The organism is Mycobacterium sp. (assembly GCF_035633495.1).
Lineage (GTDB): Bacteria > Actinomycetota > Actinomycetes > Mycobacteriales > Mycobacteriaceae > Mycobacterium.
Genome location: NZ_DASQEU010000099.1, coordinates 1 through 23,848, shown reverse-complemented (window position 1 = coordinate 23,848; position 23,848 = coordinate 1). Strand labels below are relative to the sequence as shown.

Here is a 23,848-nt window from a genome sequence, read left to right as displayed (position 1 = left end):
TGGTGCCTAGTGACCGACGGGCCAGAAGAGCCGCACAAGTTCAGCTGGCCCTCACTGGCCCAGGGCGTGGCGTCCCTGTGGGAGATGAGCGCCACCGCCTGATCCGCACGACGAAGAGCCCCGGCCAGATGAAGTGGCCGGGGCTCTTTGCTGTGCGCAGTCGTGTCGAGGCTGGTTTGGGTACCGCGTTTGGGTAGCGGCCCTACCGTAAGCCCTTCGGTAACTCGAATATACCCTCTGACCTGCGTCGGGCTGACAGGATTCGAACCTGCGACCCCTTGACCCCCAGTCAAGTGCGCTACCAAGCTGCGCCACAGCCCGCGGCGCTGCCGGGATCGCCGGCAGCGGTCGAAATGCTACCGCAGCCACCACCTGCAATCCCAACCGCCGCCCGGGGCGCGTCGTCGGCGCACGCTCGTATGCTCGAAGTCGATGACCGACACGACCCGCGACGACACTCCCCTGTGGCTCTTCGCCGACCAGCTCGGGCCCGCGGTCCACGGCGGCGAGCACGCCCACCGCGAGGTGCTGCTCGTCGAGGCCAGCTCAGCGCTTCGGAAACGCCGGTATCACCGTCAGAAGCTGCACCTCGTCCTCTCCGCATTGCGCCACGCCAACGACGACCTCGGCGACCGCGCCACCCTGCTGCAGACCGACACCTACACCGACGCCCTCGAGCAATTCGGCCGCCCCGTCCTCGTCCACGAGCCCACCTCCCACGCCGCGGAGGAGTTCGTCCATCGCCTGCGCAAGCAGGGCCTGGTGGCCGATGTCCTCCCGACGTCAACTTTCGCGCTGTCCCGCAAGGACTTTCAGCAATGGGCGGGTAATCGCCAAAGGTTCCGCATGGAGGACTTCTACCGCGACCAGCGCCGTCGCTTCGACGTCCTCATGGACGGACGCGAACCCGTCGGCAACAGGTGGAACTACGACGAGGACAACCGCGAGTCGCCACCGAAGAAGCAGAAGACGCTCGGTCTGCCGAAGCCCTACCAACCGCGTGAGGACGACGTCGACGAGCAGGTCCGCCGCGACCTCGACCGGATGAACCTCGACACGGTCGGCGTCGACGGTCCGCGCCTGTTCGCCGTCACCCCCACCGAGGCCCGTCGCGCCCTCAACAGGTTCATCGAGCACCGGCTCCCGGAATTCGGCCGCTACGAGGACGCCATCATGGGCGAGGACTGGGCCATGTCGCACTCCTTGCTGTCGGTCCCCCTCAACCTCGGGGTGCTGCATCCGCTCGACGCCGTAGAGGCAGCGGAGCGGGCCTACCACCGCCGGGACGCACCCCTGGCCGCAGTCGAGGGCTTCATCCGGCAGATCCTCGGCTGGCGCGAATACATGTGGCATCTGTACTGGCACTTCGGCCCCGAGTACACCCGTAACAACGCGCTGGGAGCCCAAGCGGCCCTGCCGAATTGGTGGACGGACCTCGATGCCGACTCGATCACCGCCGAGTGTCTACGCCACGCCATCGGAGGTGTCCGCGACCGCGGCTGGAATCACCACATCCAACGGCTGATGGTGCTCGGCAACCACGCACTGCAGCGCGGCTACAAACCCGACGACCTCACCGAGTGGTTCGCCACCTCCTACGTCGACGGCTTCCGATGGGTGATGCCGACCAACGTCATCGGCATGAGCCAGCACGCCGACGGCGGTCTGCTCGCCACCAAGCCCTACGCGTCCGGCGGCGCCTACATCAACAAGATGAGCGACCACTGCGGCGACTGCGCCTATGACCCGAAGAAGCGTCTCGGCGACGATGCGTGCCCGTTCACGGCCGGCTACTGGAACTTCGTGCACCACAACCGCGACATGCTCGCCAAGAACAACCGGACCCAACGCGTGGTCGCCAACATGGACCGCCTCAAGGACCTCGATGCCGTGCTCGAGCAGGAGGCCGACCGCCAGGAGTTCTGACGCGCCGACCTACGATGACTTCCATGGCCGACGAACTCGCGATCTCCGACGTGCCCTTCACCCACGATCCATGGGTGGCGGCTCGGGACCGCTACGACGCGATGCCCTATCGGCGCGTGGGATCGTCCGGTCTCCTACTCCCGGCGATCTCGCTGGGCCTCTGGTACAACTTCGGCGACAACCGGCCCTTCGACGTGCAACGGCAGGTGTTGCGCCACGCGTTCGATCGTGGGATCACCCACTTCGACCTGGCCAACAACTATGGACCGCCGTACGGGTCCGCCGAGGAGAACTTCGGCAGGATTCTGCGCCGCGACTTCAAGCCGTATCGCCACGAGCTGATCATCTCATCCAAGGCTGGCTGGGACATGTGGCCGGGACCCTACGGCCAGCTCGGTGGACGCACCTATTTGCTTGCGAGCCTTGACGAATCCCTCGACCGCCTCGGGCTCGACTACGTCGACGTCTTCTACTCGCACCGCATCGATCCGGTGACGCCGCTGGAGGAGACGATCGGCGCCCTAGACACGGCCGTGCGTGCGGGAAAGGCGCGCTACGTGGGCATCTCGTCCTACTCGGCGGCCAAGACCGCCGAAGCCTCGGCCATCGCGCAGCGACTGGGCACCCCGCTGGTGATTCACCAACCGTCGTACTCACTGCTCAATCGGTGGATCGAAGGCGGGCTGACCACCGAGCTCACCAACGCCGGGATGGGAGCGATCGCGTTCACCGCGCTGGGCCAGGGCCTCCTGACCGACCGCTATCTACAGCGCCCCCCGGCCGACATCGATCGTGCGACTGCGCGTCCGACCTTCGACGACGACCTGGTGACCGACGAGGTGCGCGAACGGCTTCGGGGACTCGCCGGCATCGCCGAGCGACGCGGCCAGTCGTTGGCGCAGCTTGCCCTCGCCTGGGTGCTACGCGACCCCACCGTCGCTTCGACCCTCGTCGGGGCCTCCAGCATCGTTCAGCTCGACGAGAATCTCGGTGCCCTCGCGAACCTCGACTTCACACCGGACGAACTCGCCGAAATCGATAAGTACGCTTCAGATTCCGGCATCGACCTGTGGCGTGAGAGCTCCGACGTCTAGACGGTCAGCAGCCGGTACAGGCCGATCAGCCCGACCACCACGATCACCAACCTTAGCGCGTTCGGCGACAGCCGCCGCCCGTAGTGGGCACCGAGGAACCCGCCGAGCAGCGACCCCACGGCGATGAGCCCCGCGGCCAGCCAGCTGATCCGGTCGAACGCCACCAGCGTGTACGCCGCTGCGGCCACCACGTTCACCAACAACGACAAAAGGTTCTTCGCCGCATTCATCCGCTGCATCGACTCCGGCAGCAGCGCGCCCATCACCCCGATCAGCAGAATGCCCTGCGCCGCAGTGAAATACCCGCCGTAGACGCCAACCGCGAACGTCCCCAGCACCACTAAGACCATCCGCCTGGTGGACACCGGTTCGGCCTCGTCCGCCGACCTCCCCCGCGCCCACGCCTGGATCCGCGGCCCGAACACCACCAGCAGCAGCGCACCGATCAGCAGCACCGGCACCACCGAGATGAACACCTTCTCGGGCAGGTGCAACAGCAGCCACGCACCGACCAACGCCCCCAGCAGCGACGCCGGTATCTGCCACTTCAGTCGGTCCCACTGGCCCCGAAGCTCCCGCCGGTAGCCCCAGGTGCCCGAGATGCCGCCAGCCACCAGGCCCACCGCGTTCGACATGGTCGCCGTTACCGGGGGAAACCCCAGCGCCACCAGCGTCGGGAACGTGATCAGGGTGCCGGAGCCGACGATCGCGTTGATCGCGCCGGCTCCGACGCCCGCCAACGCGATCAGGACCATGTGCGCGACAGACATCGATCAAACCCTATCGGGCGGCCGACCGCCCGCCGTCAGCGCGCGTCGACCCCCGGCTGCGGCTCCGGAACCTCGTCCGGGACGAACGTCGGCGCCTTCGACAGCTTCCAGGCGAGGAACACGAACGCCGTCCACGCCACGACGATCGTCCCGTAGATCAACGTCGACCACGGCGACCCGATTTCGAAGTACTTCATCAGCTTCTGCGAGTTGGTGAGCACGATGACACCGCCGACCGCAGTGCCCAACAACGCAGGGCTGACCCGACTGACCAGCCACGCGGCGAACGGCGCGGCGATGACGCCACCGACCGCCAACCCGAGCACGATCGGCAAGTTGTCGAAGAACTCCTCGCGCAGTCCGATCAGGAACCCGAGGGACGCCGACACCGCGACCAGGAACTCCGACGCACTGACCGAGCCGATGACCGTCCGCGGCGCGGTCTTGCCCTGCGAGAGCAGCGTGCTGGTCGTGACGGGACCCCAACCACCGCCGCCGGACGCGTCGATGAAGCCGCCGAAGAGACCCAACGGCGCCAGGAACTTCGCGCCGTGTTTCGTCGTGCCGACCTTGACCGCTGGCGGGTTCCGCAGCGAGAAGCGCAACAACACGTAGACGCCGATCGCCAGCAGGATCGCGGCCATCACCGGCGCCGCATCCTCGGTCGACAGCGACGAGAGCAACGTCGCGCCGAGGAAGGCGCCGACCGCGCCCGGCACACCGAGCCGAAGGACGAGTCCCCAGTCGGTATTCTTGAACTTCCAATGGGAGAGGCCCGACGCGAAGGTGGTGCCCACCTCGGCCAGGTGCACTGCCGCGCTGGCCTGGGCCGACGCGACGCCACTGAGAACGAGCAGCGTGGAGGCGGTCACGCCGAACGCCATGCCGAGCGCGCCGTCGACGAGCTGGGCGCCGACGCCGACGAGGGTGAAGATTATGAGCGAACGCACGAGGTCCGGCTACTTTCGATCAAATGTTTAAGGGCCCGAGTCACACGCGCGCACAACACCATTCGTCGAAGGCGATGAAACGCCGGGACGGCCAGAACGGCTCGAGGGCACACAGCGCGGAGGGTGCGGTACGGAAGGCCCGTTCAGCCATCACCCACTCCTCTCGACGCGCGTACGCGCCTCACAATACAGACACCTGATCAGCGCTTCTGATTCCCGCGCTTCTCCCGCACCCGCACGTTGATCTTGATGGGGCTGCCCTCGAACCCGAACTTCTCGCGCAGCTTGCGCTCCAAGAAGCGCCGGTAGCCCGCCTCCAGGAAGCCCGAGGTGAACAGCACGAAGGTCGGCGGCCGGGCCGTCGCCTGCGTGGCGAACAGGATCTTGGGCTGCTTGCCACCGCGCACCGGCGGCGGAGTCGCGGCCACTATCTCCTTCAAGAACGTGTTCAGCTGACCCGTCGAGATGCGCTTGTCCCACGACGCGAGCGCACTCTCCAACGCGGGCACCAGCTTCTGCACCGCCCGGCCCGTCTTGGCGGAGATGTTCACCCGCTGCGCCCACTGCACCTGCTCCAGCGAGAGGTCGATCTCGCGGTCCAGCAGAAACCGCCGGTCGTCGTCCATCAGGTCCCACTTGTTGAACGCCAGCACCAGCGCCCGGCCCGCCTCGATCACCATCGTCAGCACCCGCTGGTCCTGCTCGGTCAGCGGCTGCGAGGAATCGATCAGGACGATGACCACCTCGGCCGCGTCGATCGCGCCGTGCGTGCGCACCGAGGCATAGAACTCGTGGCCACTGGCCTGACCTACCTTGCGACGCAGACCCGCGGTGTCGACGAAACGCCAGAGCTTGCCGTCCAATTCGATCAGCGAGTCGACGGGATCCACCGTCGTCCCCGCGACGTCGTGCACCACCGACCGCTCTTCATCCGCGAGGCGGTTGATCAGCGAGCTCTTGCCGACGTTCGGCTTGCCGACCAACGCCACACGCCGTGGCCCGCCCGTAGTCGACCCCATCTCCGACACCTCGGGCAGAGCCTCGAGCACCGCGTCGAGCAGGTCGGCCACGCCGCGGCCGTGCATCGCACTGACCGAGTGCGGCTGCCCCAGTCCCAGCGACCACAACAACGCCGCCTCGGACTCCATCTTCTCGTTGTCGACCTTGTTGGCCGCCAAGAAGACCGGCTTGCCGGCACGTTGCAGCCGTTTGGCCGCCGCTTCGTCGGCGCTGGTGGCGCCGGTGACCGCGTCGACCACCAGGATGATCGCGTCGGCCGTGCGCATCGCGACGGTCGCCTGCTCGGCCACCAACTGCTGTAGGCCCTTCGCGTCGGGCTCCCAGCCGCCGGTGTCCTGCACCATGAACCTGCGGCCCAGCCAGTTCGCGTCATAGGACACCCGGTCGCGGGTGACGCCGGGGACGTCCTGCACGACGGCTTCGCGGCGTCCCAGAATCCGGTTCACCAAAGTGGACTTGCCGACGTTCGGCCGGCCCACCACCGCGACGACGGGCGGCGGCGCGTATTCGGCCTCGAGGTCGCCGATCTCGACGCCCTCGGGCGGCAGCTCCCAGTCGCCCTCGTCTACCCAGGTGCCGTCCGATTCGGTCCCGGCGTCGGTCTCGCTCATCGGGAGGCCCCGGCCCGCTGCTCGACGAGGTCGAGAAGGTATGCCATGACCTCGGATTCGGACATGTCACTGCTGTCGACGACGATCGCGTCGTCCGCCGCCCGCAGGGGCGACACCGCTCGCGTCGAATCCAGGTGGTCGCGACGCTTCACGTCGGCAAGCACCGCGTCGTAGTCACCGTCGAGTCCGGAGGCGACGTTCTGGTCGTTGCGCCGCCGCGCCCGCTCCTCCGCCGACGCCGTCAGGAAGACCTTCACGTCGGCGTCGGGCAGCACGACGGTGCCGATGTCGCGGCCCTCGACCACCACGGCCACCGAGCCGTCGGCCAGTTCACGCTGCCGGTCGACCAGCCGGGTCCGCACCTCGGGTACCGCCGACACCGCGGAGACCGCCTTGGTGACCGCATCGCCGCGAATCTCTACCGAGACGTCCTCTCCCCCAAGGAAGTAGAGGTCCTCGTCGGGGTCGAAGCCGACCGCCAGGTCGACCCGCGACGCGAGTGCGGCGATGGCCGCGGCGTCGTCCAGATCCAGCCCCGCACGCAGCACCGCCAGCGTCACGATCCGGTACATCGCGCCGGTGTTGAGGTAGCGCGCACTCAGTGCCCGCGCCAAACCCCTTGACACCGACGACTTCCCGGTGCCCGCCGGTCCGTCGACGGCAATCATCAACGGTCCGCTCACATTCCCACCGCCTTGTACAGTTCGCCGACCTCTTTGCTGGTCAGAACTCGGATGCTGCCGGGCTTCTGTTCGCCGAGGGACACCGTGCCGATGTCGGTCCGGACGAGATCGGTCACCGGAAAGCCGACCGCGGCCAGCATCCGTCGCACGATTCGCTTGCGCCCCTCGTGCAGGGTAACCGTCACCAGCGACTTGCCCGGGATGGTGTCGACCATCGCGAAGCCGTCGACGTGAATGGGACCGTCGTCCAATTCAATGCCGGCCTTCAGCTTCTTGCCGAGCCCGCGTGGCACCGCGCCGACGACCGTCGCCAGGTACGTCTTGGGCACCTCGTAGGACGGGTGCATCAGACGGTGCGCCAGCTCACCGTCGTTGGTCAGGATCAACAGCCCCTCGGTGTCGGCGTCGAGGCGCCCGACGTGAAAGAGCTTCTTGTTGCCGCGAACCCGATACTCGACGAGGTCGCCGACACAAGGCCTGCCCTGATCGTCGGACATCGTCGAGTGCATGCCGCGCTCTTTGTTGATCGCCAGGTACACCATCGTGTCGTCGACCCGGATCTTCACGCCGTCGACGCGGATCTCCGAGTTCTCGGGGTCGACGCGGGTGCCCATCTCGGTCACGATGTGCCCGTCGACCTCCACCCGGCCGTCCCGGATCATCCGTTCGGCGACGCGGCGGGACGCCACTCCCGCCTGCGACAGCACCTTCTGCAGTCGGGTGCCTTCATCATCGTCGGCCATGTCAGTCCTTGTCCACGTCGAAGGCCAGCGGTTGGTTGTTCGGCACCACGCCGAGTTTCACGAATCGCGGCTCTTCACCGAGCGATTCGGTGATGTCGTCGATGTTGTCCACGTCCGGCAGCAGCGGCGCGATGTCGGGCAGATCCGTCAGCGACGACAGCCCCAACCGCTCCAGGAACAGCTCCGTCGTCGCGAAGGTCGTTGCGCCCGTGTCGGAATCGGCGCCCGACTCGATGATCAGTCCGCGGGCCAGCAGCGTGCGCATCACCGCGTCGCAGTTGACGCCACGCACGGCGCTCACCCGCACCCGGCTCACCGGCTGCCGGTACGCCACGACCGCCAGCGTTTCCAGCGCGGCGCGCGTTAGCTTGGATCGGGTGCCGTCGAGCAGCAGCCGCTCGACGTAGGGCGCGTAGCGCGCCCTGGTGTACATCCGCCAGCCGCCGCCCGCCTCACGCAGGTCGATGCCCCCGTCCCGCGCGGTGAAGTCGTCGGCCATCAGCCGCAGCTTCGCCGCCACCCGGTAGGCGGGCTGGTCCACCGCCGCCGCTAGTGCGTCGACCGGCACGGGCGTGTCCACCACCAGCAGCAGCGCCTCCAGCACCGCACCGAGCTCGGCGTCGTCCATCTCGGGCTGAAGTGCGACGTCGATACCGAGATCGGAACCCACGTCCACGCCCAGATCGAGGGCAGGGGCAGGTTCGGGATGCTCGTCAGTCATTGCCTATTTCTCACTCTTCCACCGCAGTGGCCAGGTACTCGTTGGTCGGGCGATCCCCGGTCCACGAAACCTGCAGCACTCCAAGTGGTTCTGGCTGGTCAAATGCTACCGCGTTGGCACGGAACAATTCGAGCAGCGCCATGAACCGGCCGACGATCTCGATCGTCGCTCCGCAGTCGGCCACCAGGTCCGAGAACGACGCCCACGCCCCGACGCCGCGCTCCTCCAGCATGCTCAGCAACCGCCGCGCCTGCTCGGGCACCGACACGCCCTGCACGTGCAGGTGGTCCATGCCGACGGTCGGCACGGGTCGCGGCATGAACGCCGCCGCCGCGATCTGGGCGAAGCTGTCGGCGTCCACACCCAGCATGACCTCGGGCAACAGGTCGGAGAACGGCTCCTCGAGCGACACCGCCCGCGGATAGCTGCGCAGTGCGGCGGCCTCGAGCTCGGCGAACATCACGGCCACGTGCTTGAACGCGCGGTACTGCAGCAGCCGCGCGAACAACAGGTCGCGAACCTCGAGCAGCGCGAGATCCTCTTCGTCGTGCACCTCGCCCGCGGGCAGCAACCGGGCCGCCTTGAGGTCCAGGAGGGTGGCGGCAATCACGAGGAACGCGGTGGTCTCGTCGAGCTCCAGCTGACGGCCGACGTGCTTGGTGTAGGCGATGAAGTCGTCGGTCACCCGATGCAGTGCGACCTCGGTCACGTCCATCCGATGCGCGAAGATCAGCTGCAGCAGCAGGTCGAACGGGCCCTCGAAGTTGCTGAGACGGACCTGAAACCCAGTCTGCGGTGACTCCTCCGTTGCCGGCGAACTCACGCGCCGAACCGGTCGATGACCTCGCGCGCCAACGACCGATATGCCAGCGCGCCACCAGATTTCGGGGCCCACGTGGTGATGGGTTCACCGGCGACGCTGGTCTCCGGGAAGCGCACTGTGCGGGTGATGACGGTGTCGAACACCAGATCGCCGAACTGCTCGAGCACCCGGGCCATCACCTCACGCGAGTTGACGGTGCGCGGGTCGAACCGGGTGATCAGAATGCCGCCGATCTCCAGCTTCGGATTCAGGCGGTCCTTTACCTTGGCGACGGTATCGGTCAGCAGGGCCAGGCCGCGCAGCGAGAAGTACTCACACTCGGTCGGGATGATGACGCTGTCCGCGCAGGCCAGCCCGTTGACGGTGAGCAGACCGAGCGACGGCTGGCAGTCGATCAGCACGTAGTCGTAGCGGTCCAGCACCGGGTGCAGCGACCGGGACAGCGAATGCTCGCGGCCGACCTCGTTGACCAGCTGGATCTCCGCCGCCGACAGGTCGATGTTGCTCGGCACCAGGTCCATGCCCTTGACGCGGGTCTTGATCAGCACGTCATCGACCGACACCCGCGGCTCGATCAGCAGGTTGTGCACGGTGTGGTCCAGCTCGTAGTGTGGCACGCCGAGCCCCGCGGACAGTGCACCCTGCGGGTCGAGGTCGACCAGCAACACCCGTCGCCCGTATTCGGCGAGGCTGGCGCCCAGATTGATGGTGGAGGTGGTCTTGCCGACCCCACCCTTCTGGTTGCACATCGCGATGACCTTGGCCGGGCCGTGCACGCTCTTAGGCTTTGGTTCCGGGATCACCCGGGGTGGACGACCCGTATGGCCGACGCCGTCGGTGGTACCAGCGTCGTCGGTCACTCGGGACCGCCGCCGGTCAGGCAACCTACGGGCTTGGCGAACATCGCTTGGAGTTTAACGGGATGAGAACGCCGAAGACGCCAGACCCGCGAGGCAACAGCGGGAAACTATCGGAATCCGGCCTTCGCCGCATGCGCATAGGCTGGCGGACATGAGCTGGAAGCAGCGTCTGCCGTTTCTGCGTTGGTCGATGGTGCGCATGGCGTTCGCCATGCCGGGCTTCCTCAAGACCGGCCAGATCGGTGACGGGCGCGAGGAAGCCACCGCCAGATACGTCGAGGCCAACGCCCGCAAGGGCGACGTCGACCACGTCCTGGACACCATCGACGAGTTCGCCCGCGAGAAGTCGATGCTGATGAACGTCGGCGACGAGAAGGGCGAGCTGCTCGACGCAGCCGTGCGCCGGGCCGACGCCACCCTCGCCCTGGAGCTCGGCACCTACTGCGGCTATGGTGCCCTGCGCATCGCCCGCGCCGCCCCCAACGCCAGGGTGTTCAGCGTCGAGTTCTCCGCCGCCAACGCCGCGATCGCCCGTCGCATCTGGGCGCATGCCGGGCTCGGCGACCGGATCACCTGCGTCGTGGGCACCCTCGGCGACGGCGGCACGACGCTGGACGCGTTGACCCAAAGTGGTTTCGCCGCAGGAACTCTCGATCTGTTGTTCATCGACCACGACAAGAGCGCCTACGTCGCGGACCTGCTCGCCATCCTCGACCGCGGCTGGCTGCACACCGGCTCGATCGTGGTGGCCGACAACGTCCGCGTCCCCGGCGCACCCAGGTACCGTGCCTACATGCGCGAGCAGCAGGGCAAGCTGTTCCAGACCGTCGAACATTCCACCCACGTCGAGTACCAGACGCTGCTGTCGGATTTGGTACTCGAGTCGGACTACCTGGGCTGACTCGAGCGACGAACTGCGGCCACGACTCCCTCCGCGAACGCGATATCGCGGGTGACATCAGGTTTTAGAAGGCGTCATGGAACCTGGCCGCCTAAAGGAGCCTGTTCTTCTTGGGTCGGCTGGCTTCGGCGATCGCCCGGGCGATGCGCGCGGCCATCCGCTCCGCCTGTTTCGACGTGTAGCCGATCAGCGACGGCCATGACCACAAACCCAGGAACCATAGCCCCGGCTCGGCGGCGACGTCCCCGCCCACCCTGGGCACACCCGCGTCGGTCAGCACCCCGAGCTGGCCGACCAGCGGCTCCAGCCCACAGCGGTAGCCTGTCGCGGCGATCACCACGTCGGCGTCGAGCCGGGTGCGGTCGGTGAGCACCGCGAAACCCTCGTCGAACGAGGTCAGCGCATCGACTACCTCGATGGAGCGGTCGCGGACTGCGTCGATCACCTCGAGGTCGACCAGCGCGGGCGCCACGTGCAGACGATGCCCCCGGCTGAATGGCCCCTCCTCGGGGATCGGCAGGCCGAACTCGCTCAGATCACCGAACGCCGACAACCGCGCGCGTCGCGAGATCGCGTCCGCCAACCGCGGCGGCAGATGGAACAGAGGCCTCGCGAGGACGTCGTTCGACCGGCCGGCAGGCCCCCTTCGCGGCATTACGTTGGGCGGGGTGCGCACCGACAGCCACACCTTGGCGGCTCCCCCGGTCGCGAGATCGTGTGCGATCTCCATGCCCGACGAGCCGGCGCCCACGACCACCACCCGCTTGCCTGCGAACGGCGTCGGATTGCGGTAGGCCGAGGAATGCAGCAGCTCGCCACCGAACGACGTCGCCGCACCGGGCCAGTCCGGCAGGACCGGGGTGTGCGCATAACCGGTCGCGACCACGACGTGCGCGGTGCCGACGATGCCGTCCGGGGTGACGACGCCCCAGCCGGTGGGCTTGCGCCGCACGACCCGCTCGACGGGTGTGCCGAGTCGTAGCTCGATGCCCCGCTCGCCGGAGTGCTGCTCGAGGTGCGCGACGACCTGGTCGCGTGTCGGGAACAGCGGAGTTCCCTTGGCATACCGTCGCTTTGGCAGATGAGAGTATTGACGGCCGGTGTTGAGTCGCAGCCGGTCATACCGTGACCGCCACGACGCCCCGACCAGATCGCCGCGGTCCAGCACCACCGACTTCACCGACAGGTCGCTGAGACTCAGGGCGGCGGCGAGACCGGCAGACCCCGCACCGATGATCACCACCTGGTTCTCGGGTGCGTTCATCGCTAGCGCGCCCGCGGATGCGCGCCGGCCCACACCTCCCGCAGCGCCGACACCGTCACCAGCGTGTAGATCTGCGTGGTGGTCACCGAGGCGTGGCCGAGCAACTCCTGCACCACGCGAACGTCGGCGCCTCCCTCGAGCAGGTGCGTCGCGAATGAGTGCCGCAGCGTGTGCGGCGACACCGACGCGGAGATGCCCGCCCGCTCGGCGGCGTCCTGCAGCACCTGCCACGCGCTCTGCCGGGACAGCCGGCCACCGCGGGCGTTGAGGAAGATCGCGGGCGTGCCCTTGGCGCGCCGCGCCAGATCCGGGCGGCCGCGGACGAAATACGCGTCGAGTGCGCTGACCGCGGGCCTGCCGATCGGCACCAGCCGCTGCTTGCCGCCCTTGCCGCGCAGCAGCACCGACCGGGAATGGGTGTCGACGTCGTCCACGTCGAGACCGACCCCCTCGGAGATCCGCGCGCCGGTCGAATACAGCACCTCCAGCAGTGCGCGATTGCGCAGGGTCAGCGGGCCGTCGGTCTCGCTGTCGCCGCCCGCTCCCTCCAGCAGCGCCACCACCTCGTCGAGGCTGATGCTCTTGGGCAGCCGACGGGTCGGCGTCGGCGGTTTGACCGCGCGGGCGACGTCGAGCGTGGCGAGCCCCTCGGCCTCGGCGAAGCGGTGAAATCCGCGGACCGCGATGAGGGTGCGCGCCGCGGACACCGCCGACAGCGGCGCGGTGCCGTGATCCTGATCGCCGAGCCGCAGCGACACCAGGAAGTCGCTGACGTCGTCCTCGACGACCTTGCCGACGTCGTCGATGCCGCGCGCCGCGAGGTGTGCGACGTACCGACGCAGATCCCGGCGGTAAGAGCTCAAGGTGTTGGCGGCCACGCCGCGTTCGATCGTCAGGTGGTCGAGATACCCCTGAAGCTGGTCGTCGAGCAGGCGGACCGCGGTGGTCACCTGCTCGCCCGTCTAGCAGCGAACCTGGTGGGCTTGTCGGGCCAGGGCGCATCGACCGGACGCAGCGCCTGCACGTCCCGGTCGATGGTCCGGGCGGCCAGAATGCCAGCCACTGCAAGCGAATTCACGATCTCACCACTGAGCACCATCTCGACGGCATCGGCGAGCGGAAACCACTCGAGCTTCAGGTCGGCCTCTTCGTCGTGCGCCTCGGGCCTGCCAACGTCGGTGATCCCGGTCGCCAGGTAGATGCGGACGCATTCGTCGCTGAACCCCGCCGCCGAGATGACGTCGACCAGGACGCCCCAGTCGCGGGCCTTCAGCCCCGCCTCCTCCTCGAGTTCACGGGCCGCGCTGAGATGCGGCGCTTCACCGCCGATGTCGAGAATCCCGGCGGGCAGCTCCCACAACCGCCGCCCCACCGGATGCCGGTACTGGTAGATCATCGCGAGGTTGTTGTTCTCGTCCAGCGCGACGATGCCGACCGCACCGCAGTGTTCGACCACCTCGCGCCGGGCGATCCGGTCGTCCGGCATGCTCACCTCGTCGGCGCGCAGAGCGAAGATGTTTCCGACGTAGATCGTTTCGCTGGCGACCGTGACGAAGTCGTGCTCAGGCACGGCGCGCGGGCTCTGGCAACTCGGCGCCGTTGGCCCGTTGGGTGGCGAGTTCGACCGGCAGGCGTTCGGCCGCCTTGTAATCGAGCGCCGCCCCGACGAACGCCACGAACAGCGGGTGCGGCCGCGTGGGCCTGCTCTTGAGCTCGGGGTGGGCCTGCGTGCCGACGATGAACGGGTGCACCGCCGGGTCGTATTCGACGAACTCCACCAGATGACCGTCCGGCGAGGTGCCCGAGAAGCGCAGCCCGCTCTCCGCGATGCGGTCGCGGTAGGAGTTGTTGACCTCGTAGCGGTGGCGGTGCCGTTCGGACACCTTCGTGGCCTCATACGCCTGGGCCACCAGCGAATCCTCCTGCAAAACCGCGGGATACGCACCGAGGCGCATGGTGCCGCCGAGGTCGGCCTCGCCCGCCACGATGTCCTGCTGGTCGGCCATCGTCGAGATCACCGGGTTCAGGGTGTCGGGTTCGAACTCCGCAGAGTTGGCGTCCTCGATGCCGACTGAGCGGGCCGCCTCGATGACGATGCACTGCAGGCCCAGGCACAGCCCGAGCACCGGAATGCCGTGCCTGCGGGCGAACTTGATGGCTCCGATCTTGCCCTCGATGCCACGGATGCCGAACCCGCCGGGGATCAGCACCCCGTGCACGTCGTTGAGCGCCATCGCCGCACTGGGATCGGTCTCGCAGTCGTCGGAGGCGACCCAGCGGATCTCGACCTTGGCGTGATGCCTGAACCCGCCGGCCCGCAGCGCCTCGGCCACCGACAGGTACGCATCCGACAGGTCGATGTACTTGCCCACCAACGCGATCCGCACGGTCTCCTGCGGATCGTGCACGCGGCGAAGCAGGTCGTCCCACTCGGTCCAGTCGACGTCGCGGAACGGGAGGTTGAGCCGCCGCACCACGTAGGCGTCGAGCTCCTCGCGGTGCAGCACCTTCGGGATGTCGTAGATCGACGGCGCGTCGGGGGTGGAGATCACGCCGTCGATGTCGACGTCGCACATCAGCGCGATCTTGTTCTTCAGCGGCTCGGGCACGTCGCGGTCGCAGCGCAGGATCAGCGCGTCCGGGCTGATGCCGATGCTGCGCAGGGCGGCCACCGAGTGCTGCGTGGGCTTGGTCTTCAGCTCACCCGACGGCGCGAGGTAGGGCACCAGCGACACGTGCAGGAAGAAGACGTTGTCGCGGCCCACCTCGTGACGGACCTGCCGGGCCGCCTCGAGAAACGGCAGGGATTCGATGTCGCCGACCGTGCCACCGATCTCGGTGATGACGACGTCGGGACGTCGGCCCTGGTTGTCGGGCTCGGCCATCGCCAGGATGCGGCGCTTGATCTCATCGGTGATGTGCGGGATCACCTGCACGGTGTCACCGAGGTATTCGCCACGCCGCTCCTTGGCGATCACCGTCGAATACACCTGCCCGGTGGTCACATTCGCCGACCCCGACAGGTTGCGGTCGAGGAAGCGCTCGTAGTGGCCGACGTCGAGGTCGGTTTCGGCGCCGTCCTCGGTGACGAACACCTCACCGTGCTGGAACGGGTTCATGGTGCCCGGGTCCACGTTGAGGTAGGGGTCCAGCTTCTGCATCGTGACTTGCAGGCCGCGTGCGGTGAGCAGCTGGCCGAGGCTACTGGCTGTGAGGCCCTTGCCGAGTGAGGACGCCACACCACCACTGACGAAGAGATGCTTGGTCGTGGTCTGCGGGTGCCTGCGTAACGATGGCAAGAGCAACCTCCGTGGCGAATGGCTTGGGGCCTGCCGACCCACGGAAACTCACCCTAACACCGACACCGACAAGTCGTTACTGACGCGCCGGTTGGCCCGCTATTGCGCGATGGTGACCGACGACGCGCCGCGGCCGATGCCGTACTGCCCCGGACGGCCGCCGTTGGTCATCTCCTGCAACGCGAGCACCGCGGTGATGCGACCGGACTGGCTGTCGACGTCGTCGACCGTGCTCACCGCGCCGGCGAGGCTGGCGTCCGACCGGACCACCGCGACGGCGCCCGTACCGGTGGCCGACCCGTCGCGCCCCGCGACCAGCGTTCCCGCGCCGTGCGGTGCCAGACCCGCCGCGAAGCGGGCCACGGTCGCGCCCTGGTTGCCCGCGTCGTCGGCCAGTCCTCCGCCGGTGACGACGAGCGTGGAATCCGCCGCGCCGATCCGTTCGGTGCCGTAGGTGACGAAGCCGGTGTCACGCAGCGCTGCCAGCACGGCATCTCGTTGCGCGTCGTCGACCGCTGGTATGGCCGGATCCTTCCCCGCCAGCATGGCGATGCCGAGCAGGTCGCCCGCCTGTGATCCCTGATCCACCGAAGTCGTGCTCAGCTGCCGACCGGCAGGGACGATCGGCGAATTGACCACGGACAGCAGCTTTTCCGATGAGTTGGCGTCGACGAACTCCTGCGTAAGCGCGATGGTCCCCGTCACGACGCCGCCGGCTTCACCGACCAGCCGGGACATCGCCTCCACGTCGTCGTCGGCGGCGTCCGGCGTGCGGAACATCACCACCGACTTGCCCTTCAACGCGTCGCGCAGGATCCGCGGTGACATCTGCGCGTCGAACTCACCAGCGGCGCTGAGCTTCTCGTTGAGAGCGTTCTTCTCGTCGGTCAACCCGTTGATCTGGTTCTGCATCTGGGTCTTGTCGTCCTTGAGGCCCGCCAGGAGCGTGTTCGACAACAGACCGGACCCCAGAGCTACCCCGATCGCCAAGGCGAGGAAGACCGCTGCCAGTGAGATCGTATGCGAGCGTAGGGAAATCACGAACCCTCCCGAGATGTGACGAGCTAGGGGTCAGGTGACCAGGCCCTGCACCCAGAGCGAGAACTGATTCCAGTACTGGGTGACCCACTCGATGACGACGGCGTCCGCCCGCGACACCCACAGCGCGGCGATCACGGCGACCAGCATGGCGAGCACCAGCAGGGCGATCGCGCCGCCGGACACCCGGCTGCGGTACAGCGTCGCGACGGCCTGGGCGTCGACCAGCTTCTCGCCGACCTTGAGACGGGTCAGGAACGTCGACGGGTTGCTCTGTTGGCGGGTGCGGTCGAAGAACTCCTCGATGCTGGCGTTGTGGCCCGCGGTGACGATCAGCGATGCGCCGTGGTGGTCGCAGAGCAGCATCGCCAGGTCGGCGGCCGAACCGGCGGCGGGGAACGTCATCGCACCCACCCCGAGGTCCTGAATGCGTTCGAGGCCCTTGGCGTGACCGTCCGCGTCTGCCGGCAGAACTACCTGGGCACCCGAGCGCAGCACCTCGACGCTCATCTCGTCGGGGTCACCGACGATCAGGGCCGGGCGGTGGCCCGCCTTGCGCAGCACGTCCGCGCCCGCGCCGACACCGACCAGCACCGGCTGATACTCCTTGATGAACGGCTTGAGCGCCTTCAGGTCCTCGGCGGCGTCGGCCTCGTCGGCGACGATGACGACGTGCCTGCGGTGCAGGTCGACGTCGATGTCCGGGATGCCCATGCCGTCGATCAGCAGCGGGCTCTCGCTGCGGATGAACTCGATGGTGTTGCCCGCGAAGGCCTCCAGGTGCGCGACCAGACCGCTCTTCGCCTCGTGCATGAGGTCGCGGATCTCTTCGTCGGTGCGCTCGGTGCCGAGGGCGATGCGGCGGTCACCGGAGTAGACGCCGCCGTTGTGCAGCCGGACCTTGGCGCCGTCCTTGATCTTCTTGAAGACCTCGGGGCCCGCCTCGTCGATCAGCATGACGCCGTTGGCGACCAGCACCTCGGGTCCGAGGTTCGGGTAGCGACCCGAGATCGACGGGGACGAATTGACGACGGCGGCGATGTTGGCGTCGACCAGGGCGTCGGCCGTGATGCGGTCGAGGTCCAGGGCGTCCATGACGACGATGTCACCGGGGCCGACGCGACGGAGCAGTCGATCGATGTCGCGATCGACGCGGGCAGTGCCGGACACCCCGGGTCGTGAGCCGGCATTACGCGAGAGCAGCGCTGACATCTTCATGGGGAGGATTCTGTCGGCCAACCCTCAAGTTGAGGTGGAGGCGCGCCGTAACACCAGCCTCAGAAGTTATCTTCTGTCACATCCGCAACACCGTCAGGCGAGCGGTTGGGTCTCGGATTCCTTCTGGGCCGACTCGAGCAGTTCGCGAGCGTGGGCCCGACCGCTGTCCGATTCTCCGAGCCCCGCCAGCATCCGCGCCAACTCGCCGACCCTGTCGTCGTCGTCGAGGCGGCGCACCTCACTCGACTTGCCCTTCCCGGTACTGCTGTCGACGACGAGGTGCACGTCGGCATAGGCGGCGACCTGCGGCAGGTGCGTGACGACGATGACCTGATGGGTACGTGCCAGGCGCGCCAACCGGCGCCCGATCTGCACGGCAGCACGGCCGCCGACGCCCGCATCGACCTCGTCGAACACCATGGTCGTGCCCTCCGCCGACGCCGCCAACACCACTTCGAGCGCGAGCATCACGCGGGACAACTCGCCACCGGACGCGCTCTTGGCGAGCGGCAGCACGTCGGACCCGGAGTGCGGCGTGAAGCCGAACTCGACGGCGTCGACGCCGTCGTGCCCGGCGTGCACCACGTCGCCGGACGGCAGTTTCAGCGGGGCCGAGTCGTCGGCCCGCGCCAGCAGCGGACCGACCGCGATGGTGAAGCCCGCGCCCGTCATCGCCAGACCGGCCAACTCTGCGGTCACCGCCTTGGACATCCCCTTGGCGGCCTTGGTGCGCACCATCGTGACGTCGGCCGCCGCCGCGACGACCTTGCCCTCGAGTTCGTCGACCTTCTGCTGCAGCCCGGCGAGCGCCTCCTCGGAGACGTCGAGCTGCGCCAACCTCGAGCGGGCATCCTCGGCCCATGCCAGCACGCCGTCGACGTCGGCCGCGTACTTGCGGGTGAGGTTGCGCAACTCACCCTGTCGCGCCAGTCGTGACTCCAAAATACTTGCATCACTTGGTAATTCGGCCAGGTAGTCGCCGAGTTCGGTTGACACGTCGCTCGCGATGGCGAGCGCCTCGCCGAGCCGGTCACCCAGCGTTCGCAGCGCCGAGTCGTCGGTCGACTGCAACGCCGCCTTGGCCTGACCGATCCAGTCGACCGCCGACACCGCACCCTGAGCCGGCTCGTCCAGCTCACCGGACAGTGCGACCCGCGCGGTCCTAGCCGCATCCCGCAGGGCGTCCAACTCGGACAGCCTGCGGATCTCGGCCACCAGCGCGTCGTCCTCACCGAGCTGCGGTGCGACGGCGTCGATCTCGCCGAGGCCGAACTGCAACCGGTCGGCTTCCAGCGCCAGCTCGCGCGCCCGTTGCCGACGGTCGGCAAGATCCCGCCGCTGCGTCAGCCAGTCGTCGCGCAGCCCGCGATACCGCGCCAACGGAGCGTCGACGTCGGCGAACCGGTCGAGCGCCGAACGCTGCTCGTCGGACCGCATCAACCGCAGCTGATCGTTCTGACCGTGCAGCGCAAGGAGTTCGGTGGTGAAGGTGCTCAGCGACTTGGCGGGCACGCTGCGCCCCCCGAGGTACGCCCGCGAGGGACCGTCACGGCTGACTGAGCGTGCGGCGATGACGCTGCCGTCGTCGTCGCGGTCGGCGCCCGAGGAATCCAGGATCTCGTCGACGCGTTCGGCGACCGTCCCGCCGAGTTCGGTGGTCGTGAAGCGGCCCTCGACGACGGCGCGCTCCGAACCGGACCTGACCCGGCTGGCGTCCGCGCGGGCGCCGCCGAGGAGGTGCAGGCCGGTCACGACCATCGTCTTGCCCGCACCGGTCTCCCCCGTCAACACGGTGAGCCCCCGGTCGAACTCGGCGGTGGCAGCCCTGATCGCACCGAGTTCCTGAATGCGGATCTCAGCGAGCACCGTGCCCCCGCCAGCCGGTGACGGGCAACTGGAACTTGCGTACCAATCGGTCGGTGAACGGGGCACTGTCCAACCGGATCCACTTGAGCGGTGTGCCGCAGCGGGTGACCTCGAGGCGTCCGCCGGCAGGCACCACCATCTCGCGGCGGCCGTCGCAGAACACCATGGCGTCGTAACCGGTGGCCTCGACCTCGATCGCGATCGACGCGTCTGGGCTGGTCACCATCGGCCGGGCGAAGAGGGCATGAGCATTGTTGGGCACCACCAGGATCGACTCGAGGTCGGGCCACAGGATGGGGCCGCCTGCGGAGAACGCGTAGGCGGTGGACCCGGTTGGCGTCGAAACCAGGACACCGTCACACCCGAACGCCGAGACGGGACGGCCGTCGACCTCGAGCACCACGCCGAGCACGCCGAGGCGCGGCCCCTTCTCGAGGCTGGCCTCGTTGAGCGCCCACCCGCGTTGCTTGATCTTCCCGTCGACCCGCACGACGATGTCGAGCGTCATGCGCTCCTCGACGCGGTAGTTGCGGGTGACCACCTGGTCGAGCACGGTGTCGATGGCGCCGGCCTCGGCTTCGGCGAGGAAGCCGATGCGGCCGAGGTTGACGCCGAGCACGGGGATTTCGGCGTTGCGCGCAAGCTCCGCGGCGCGCAGGAACGTGCCGTCGCCACCGAGAACGAGCACCAGCTCGCAACCCTCGGCGGCGTGTTCGTCGGCGTCGACGACGTGGATGTCGGTCCCGAGCGCGCTGATGTCGGCGGCGCCGGAATAGAACGGCTGGTGATCCACCTGCTCCGCCGCGAGCACCCTCAGACCGATGCCGTTCTCGGTGAGCACCTTCTCTACTCGGCGGGCGGTTTCGGTGGCCTCGTCGCGACCGGTGTGCACGACGAGCAGAATCTGGCGTTCGTCGGTCATTGGGGCCCCTCTTCGATGGCTCGACGTACGGCATCCTCCAGCGACTCGCCCAGGAGGGGACTCTCCGTCTGCGCGCGAAGGCGCAGGAAGAACTCGACGTTCCCCGACGGACCCGGCAGCGGGCTCGACGTGACATCGACCGTCTGCCAGTCGAGTTCGGCGGCCCGGCGCGCGACCGAGAGCACCGCGTCGGCCCTGACCGCGGGATCCGAGACGACACCACCCGGCCCGACGCGGTCCTTGCCCACTTCGAACTGTGGTTTCACCATGGGAACGATATCCGCGTTCGCTGACGCGCAGGACACCAGCGCGGGCAACACCGTCGCCAGCGAGATGAACGACAGGTCGGCGACCACCAGGTCGACCGGTCCACCGATGGCCTCGGCAGTCAGCGCGCGGACGTTGGTGCGCTCAAGGACCACCACCCGGTCGTCGGACCGCAGCGACCAGGCCAGCTGGCCGTAGCCGACGTCCGCGGCGACGACCTCGCGTGCAACGCGGTCCAGGAGCACCTCGGTGAAGCCGCCGGTGGACGCACCGGCGTCCAGGCAGCGGCGGCCCTCGACTGTGACACCGAACGCGTCCAGCGCTCCGATGAGCTTGTGAGCGCCGCGCGACACCCAGCTGCGTTCGTCGGGTCCGGCCACGGTGAGCTTCGCGTCGACGCTCACGGCCGTCGCGGGCTTGGCGGCGGGCATGCCGTCGATGCTGACCCGGCCGGCGCCGATCAGCTCTGCCGCCTGCTGACGGGACCGCGCCAGGCCACGCCGGACCAGCTCGGAATCAACGCGAGCGCGCCGAGTCACCTGTGCTTACCTCTCGACGGATTCCAGCGCCAGGACCAGCAGGTCGTGTGCCTCTTCCAGGCGCGCCGCGATGCTCTCCACGTCGACGTGGGCGGCGTCCTCGGCATTGGGGTCGGGTAGCTCGGCGAGCAATGCCGCCACCCGAGCGCGGATCTGGTCGGGATCGGTCATCATCTCGACGTTCACGCTATCGGATCGTCGGCGCTCACCAGCGACCAGCGTTCCAGCGCCTCGCGCGCCCTGTCGTCGCCGCCGAGGATGGCGAATTGCACGCCATCCAGACTCGAGCCCCACACCGTGCTGGCCACGGCGCGCACGATGCTCAACGAGTCCTCGGCGTCGCTTCCGGTCGAATGCACGGTGGCCTCCTGCAGCCCGACCTCGACGCGCCAGGCAGGGTGCGGCGCGACGCGCAGTGTGTCGCTGTCCGCGTAGAGCGACCGCAGATCCTCGGCCAGGTAGGTGGGGCGCTCGGCGGCGTCGGCGTAGACCATGTCGGCGGCCGTGCTGACACCGGTGAGCACCAGAAGGCTGGGCAGCCCAGCGGCATTGGCGCCCGAGATGTCGGTGTCGATTCGGTCGCCGATCACCAGCGGACGCTCGAACTCGTCGCGGGCCAGCGCATCGAGCAGCAGCGGTGGCTGAGGCTTGCCCGCCACCTGTGGTCGCTGGTCGGTGGCGGTCTCCAGCGCGGCGACCATGGATCCGTTGCCGGGCAGCAGGCCGAGCTCGGAGGGCAGGGTCCGGTCCACATTCGCGGCAACCCACAGCGCTCCGTCGCGGATGGCCAGGGCGGCCTCCGCGAGATCGGCCCACCCGGTCTGCGGCGAGTGACCCTGCACGACGGCCGCGGGCTTGTCGGCGAACTTGCGCACGGGCTGCAGGCCGACCTTGCGGACCTCCTCGGCCAGCGACTCGGTGCCGATCACCAGAACCGTTGAGCCCGAAGCCATTTGGGTGGCCAGTAGCCGCGCGGCGCTCTGCGCACTGGTCACGACGTCGTCAGGCGTGGCGGCGAACCCCATCGCGACGAGGTTCTTCGCGACTTCGTCGGGTCCGCGCGACGCGTTGTTCGTGACGAACAAGGTGCGGGACTCGATGGTCGCCAGGGTCTCGACGGAACCCTCGGTTGGCTGCTGCCCCCGGAACACGGTCCCGTCGAGGTCGAGCAGCAGGCAATCGTGTTCCTGCGCAAGTGTCGTCACGTCAGCTGAGCTCCGTGATTCGCTCATCGGCGTCGGTCACGCCGTCGATGTCCGCCGCTTCGGTGTTGATGAACCATTGCAGCGCTTCGTCATTGCGGCCCAGCGCCAGGAGGGCATCGGCATAGGCGTAGAAGAGGCGGGTTGCGGTCACCCCGGTTCGCTCCGGATCGAGCGCGGGCGTGGACAGCGCGGCGAGGGCTTGTTCGTGTTGGCCGAGATCGGAGCGCGCACCCGCGACGACGATCCGCAGTTCGTCGGCGTCGTCGCCGGTGAGTTCCTCGGCCTCGGGCGTGCGGGACAGGTCGATCGCCCGATGGGGGCGGCCGACGCCACGTTCGCAGTCGGCGATCAGCGGCAACAGCGGTGACTTGCTGCCCATGCGTCGGGCGGCACGCAACTCCGAGAGTGCCTGCGCCCAGTCGCCGCAGCGGTACGCGGCGATACCGACGGCCTCACGCACGGCGGCGATTCGGCCGGAGCGCGTCCGCGCCGCCTGGGCGTGCTTCAACGCCAACTCGGGATCCTCGTCGAGGAGGTCACCGGCCGCGACCAGGTGCTTGGCCACGTAGTCGGCGGTCGCCTTGTCGAGGGTCATCAGCTCGCCGCGGACGTCCGGAGCCAACTGCCTGGCCTCGACATCGGCAGGGATCGGGGGTGCGTTGCTTTCGGAGCGGGGATCGTCGGACCGCGGCTGTACGCGCCGTGCGCGGTCGGGCCCCGATGAGCGTGGGGCGCCAAGGCGATCGCCGGAACCCGTGCCCCGTCGCGGATCTGCAGAACCCCGCCGTGGTGCGCCGGCGCTGGGCGTACGCCGAGGCCGCCCCTCGTCGCCTCCGCGTTGCGTGTCCTGGGCCACGTCTGCCTTCCCTGTTCTACTCACCGTCTCGCAAAGGATACGGCGATATTCGACAACTCGCGACGAATGCCAAATGGAATGGCAGGGTCGTGAATAGAGAATCACCCCCCACGCAATTGTGGGGGGTGATTCTTAAAGGGTGTTCGGCGGTGTCCTACTTTTCCAACCGGATGGTTAGTATCATTGGCGCTGGTAGGCTTAGCTTCCGGGTTCGGGATGGGTCCGGGCGTTTCCCTGCCGCTGTTGCCGCCGTAACTCTATTTTATTTTCGG

The 23,848-nt window shown here is 68.2% G+C and carries 23 protein-coding genes, 1 tRNA gene and 1 rRNA gene; 3 read left to right on the top strand and 22 right to left on the bottom strand.

Translation table 11 applies throughout. The features are described 5' to 3' along the window. Positions 1-247: 247 nt before the first annotated feature. Positions 248-321, bottom strand: a tRNA-Pro gene (locus VET27_RS15455). A 111-nt stretch (positions 322-432) separates the two neighbouring features. Here VET27_RS15455 and VET27_RS15450 point away from each other — a divergent pair. Both VET27_RS15450 and VET27_RS15445 read left to right on the top strand, forming a co-directional pair. Next, positions 433-1,926 carry a cryptochrome/photolyase family protein gene (locus VET27_RS15450; protein ID WP_526519597.1) on the top strand — a complete coding sequence of 498 codons (1,494 nt, stop codon included), beginning with the start codon at positions 433-435 and terminating at the stop codon, positions 1,924-1,926. Positions 1,927-1,949: 23 nt separating this feature from the next. Beyond that, positions 1,950-3,020 (top strand): aldo/keto reductase, encoded by a 1,071-nt coding sequence (locus VET27_RS15445; protein WP_526519595.1) that lies wholly within the window; start codon positions 1,950-1,952, stop codon positions 3,018-3,020. On the opposite strand, the gene VET27_RS15440 is transcribed toward VET27_RS15445, so the two are convergent. The 8 genes from VET27_RS15440 to VET27_RS15405 all read right to left on the bottom strand — a co-directional run bounded on the left by VET27_RS15440 (position 3,017) and on the right by VET27_RS15405 (position 10,201). Further along, entirely contained in the window at positions 3,017-3,790 is a 774-nt protein-coding gene (locus tag VET27_RS15440; RefSeq protein ID WP_526519593.1) for a sulfite exporter TauE/SafE family protein, read from the bottom strand. The genes VET27_RS15445 and VET27_RS15440 overlap by 4 nt on opposite strands. A gap of 35 nt (positions 3,791-3,825) precedes the next feature. Then, positions 3,826-4,740 (bottom strand): sulfite exporter TauE/SafE family protein, encoded by a 915-nt coding sequence (locus VET27_RS15435; RefSeq protein WP_526519591.1) that lies wholly within the window; start codon positions 4,738-4,740, stop codon positions 3,826-3,828. 200 nt (positions 4,741-4,940) lie between these two features. After that, positions 4,941-6,371, bottom strand: coding sequence for a ribosome biogenesis GTPase Der (gene der, locus VET27_RS15430; protein WP_526519589.1), 1,431 nt, complete (start codon positions 6,369-6,371; stop codon positions 4,941-4,943). Further along, the gene (gene cmk / locus VET27_RS15425; protein WP_526519603.1) at positions 6,368-7,039 is read right to left on the bottom strand and encodes a (d)CMP kinase; all 672 of its coding nucleotides are present in this window, start codon (positions 7,037-7,039) and stop codon (positions 6,368-6,370) included. The genes der and cmk overlap by 4 nt, the downstream gene beginning before the upstream one ends. A gap of 11 nt (positions 7,040-7,050) precedes the next feature. Beyond that, entirely contained in the window at positions 7,051-7,797 is a 747-nt protein-coding gene (locus VET27_RS15420; protein WP_526519587.1) for a pseudouridine synthase, read from the bottom strand. Position 7,798: 1 nt separating this feature from the next. Next, the gene (gene scpB / locus VET27_RS15415) at positions 7,799-8,518 is read right to left on the bottom strand and encodes an SMC-Scp complex subunit ScpB (protein ID WP_526519585.1); all 720 of its coding nucleotides are present in this window, start codon (positions 8,516-8,518) and stop codon (positions 7,799-7,801) included. A 10-nt stretch (positions 8,519-8,528) separates the two neighbouring features. Beyond that, positions 8,529-9,341, bottom strand: a complete 813-nt coding sequence (locus tag VET27_RS15410; protein ID WP_526519583.1) for a segregation/condensation protein A — start codon at positions 9,339-9,341, stop codon at positions 8,529-8,531. Next, positions 9,338-10,201, bottom strand: coding sequence for a ParA family protein (locus VET27_RS15405; protein WP_526519581.1), 864 nt, complete (start codon positions 10,199-10,201; stop codon positions 9,338-9,340). The genes VET27_RS15410 and VET27_RS15405 overlap by 4 nt, the downstream gene beginning before the upstream one ends. Before the next feature lie 151 nt (positions 10,202-10,352). Between VET27_RS15405 and VET27_RS15400 the strand changes: the two genes are divergently transcribed. After that, positions 10,353-11,102, top strand: a complete 750-nt coding sequence (locus VET27_RS15400) for an O-methyltransferase (RefSeq protein WP_526519579.1) — start codon at positions 10,353-10,355, stop codon at positions 11,100-11,102. 91 nt (positions 11,103-11,193) lie between these two features. Here the strand turns inward: VET27_RS15400 and VET27_RS15395 are convergent, their stop codons facing one another. The 13 genes from VET27_RS15395 to rrf form a co-directional block, all read right to left on the bottom strand. Continuing rightward, positions 11,194-12,366 carry a flavin-containing monooxygenase gene (locus VET27_RS15395; protein ID WP_526519576.1) on the bottom strand — a complete coding sequence of 391 codons (1,173 nt, stop codon included), beginning with the start codon at positions 12,364-12,366 and terminating at the stop codon, positions 11,194-11,196. Between the two features lie 2 nt (positions 12,367-12,368). Then, positions 12,369-13,298, bottom strand: a complete 930-nt coding sequence (gene xerD / locus VET27_RS15390) for a site-specific tyrosine recombinase XerD (protein ID WP_526519601.1) — start codon at positions 13,296-13,298, stop codon at positions 12,369-12,371. Between the two features lie 14 nt (positions 13,299-13,312). After that, on the bottom strand, positions 13,313-13,936 hold the full coding sequence (locus VET27_RS15385; protein WP_526519574.1) for an NUDIX domain-containing protein: 624 nt from the start codon (positions 13,934-13,936) through the stop codon (positions 13,313-13,315). Continuing rightward, on the bottom strand, positions 13,929-15,665 hold the full coding sequence (gene pyrG / locus VET27_RS15380) for a CTP synthase (RefSeq protein WP_526519571.1): 1,737 nt from the start codon (positions 15,663-15,665) through the stop codon (positions 13,929-13,931). Before pyrG ends, VET27_RS15385 begins: the two co-directional genes overlap by 8 nt. A gap of 99 nt (positions 15,666-15,764) precedes the next feature. After that, positions 15,765-16,706 (bottom strand): copper transporter, encoded by a 942-nt coding sequence (locus tag VET27_RS15375; RefSeq protein ID WP_526519569.1) that lies wholly within the window; start codon positions 16,704-16,706, stop codon positions 15,765-15,767. 30 nt (positions 16,707-16,736) lie between these two features. Further along, positions 16,737-17,921: a putative cytokinetic ring protein SteA gene (gene steA / locus VET27_RS15370; RefSeq protein ID WP_526519567.1), complete on the bottom strand. Its 1,185-nt coding sequence runs from the start codon at positions 17,919-17,921 to the stop codon at positions 16,737-16,739. 93 nt (positions 17,922-18,014) lie between these two features. Then, positions 18,015-19,787, bottom strand: coding sequence for a DNA repair protein RecN (recN, locus tag VET27_RS15365; RefSeq protein ID WP_526519565.1), 1,773 nt, complete (start codon positions 19,785-19,787; stop codon positions 18,015-18,017). Beyond that, complete coding sequence (locus tag VET27_RS15360) at positions 19,777-20,709, bottom strand: NAD kinase (protein ID WP_526519563.1); 933 nt, start codon at positions 20,707-20,709, stop codon at positions 19,777-19,779. The genes recN and VET27_RS15360 overlap by 11 nt, the downstream gene beginning before the upstream one ends. Continuing rightward, on the bottom strand, positions 20,706-21,515 hold the full coding sequence (locus VET27_RS15355) for a TlyA family RNA methyltransferase (protein WP_526519561.1): 810 nt from the start codon (positions 21,513-21,515) through the stop codon (positions 20,706-20,708). Before VET27_RS15355 ends, VET27_RS15360 begins: the two co-directional genes overlap by 4 nt. A 6-nt stretch (positions 21,516-21,521) precedes the next feature. Continuing rightward, complete coding sequence (locus VET27_RS15350) at positions 21,522-21,701, bottom strand: hypothetical protein (RefSeq protein ID WP_526519605.1); 180 nt, start codon at positions 21,699-21,701, stop codon at positions 21,522-21,524. Beyond that, positions 21,698-22,720 (bottom strand): HAD-IIA family hydrolase, encoded by a 1,023-nt coding sequence (locus VET27_RS15345; RefSeq protein WP_526519559.1) that lies wholly within the window; start codon positions 22,718-22,720, stop codon positions 21,698-21,700. Before VET27_RS15345 ends, VET27_RS15350 begins: the two co-directional genes overlap by 4 nt. Position 22,721: 1 nt before the next feature. Beyond that, positions 22,722-23,576, bottom strand: a complete 855-nt coding sequence (locus tag VET27_RS15340; RefSeq protein WP_526519599.1) for a tetratricopeptide repeat protein — start codon at positions 23,574-23,576, stop codon at positions 22,722-22,724. A gap of 141 nt (positions 23,577-23,717) precedes the next feature. Continuing rightward, positions 23,718-23,830, bottom strand: a 5S ribosomal RNA gene (rrf, locus tag VET27_RS15335). Positions 23,831-23,848: the final 18 nt, after the last annotated feature.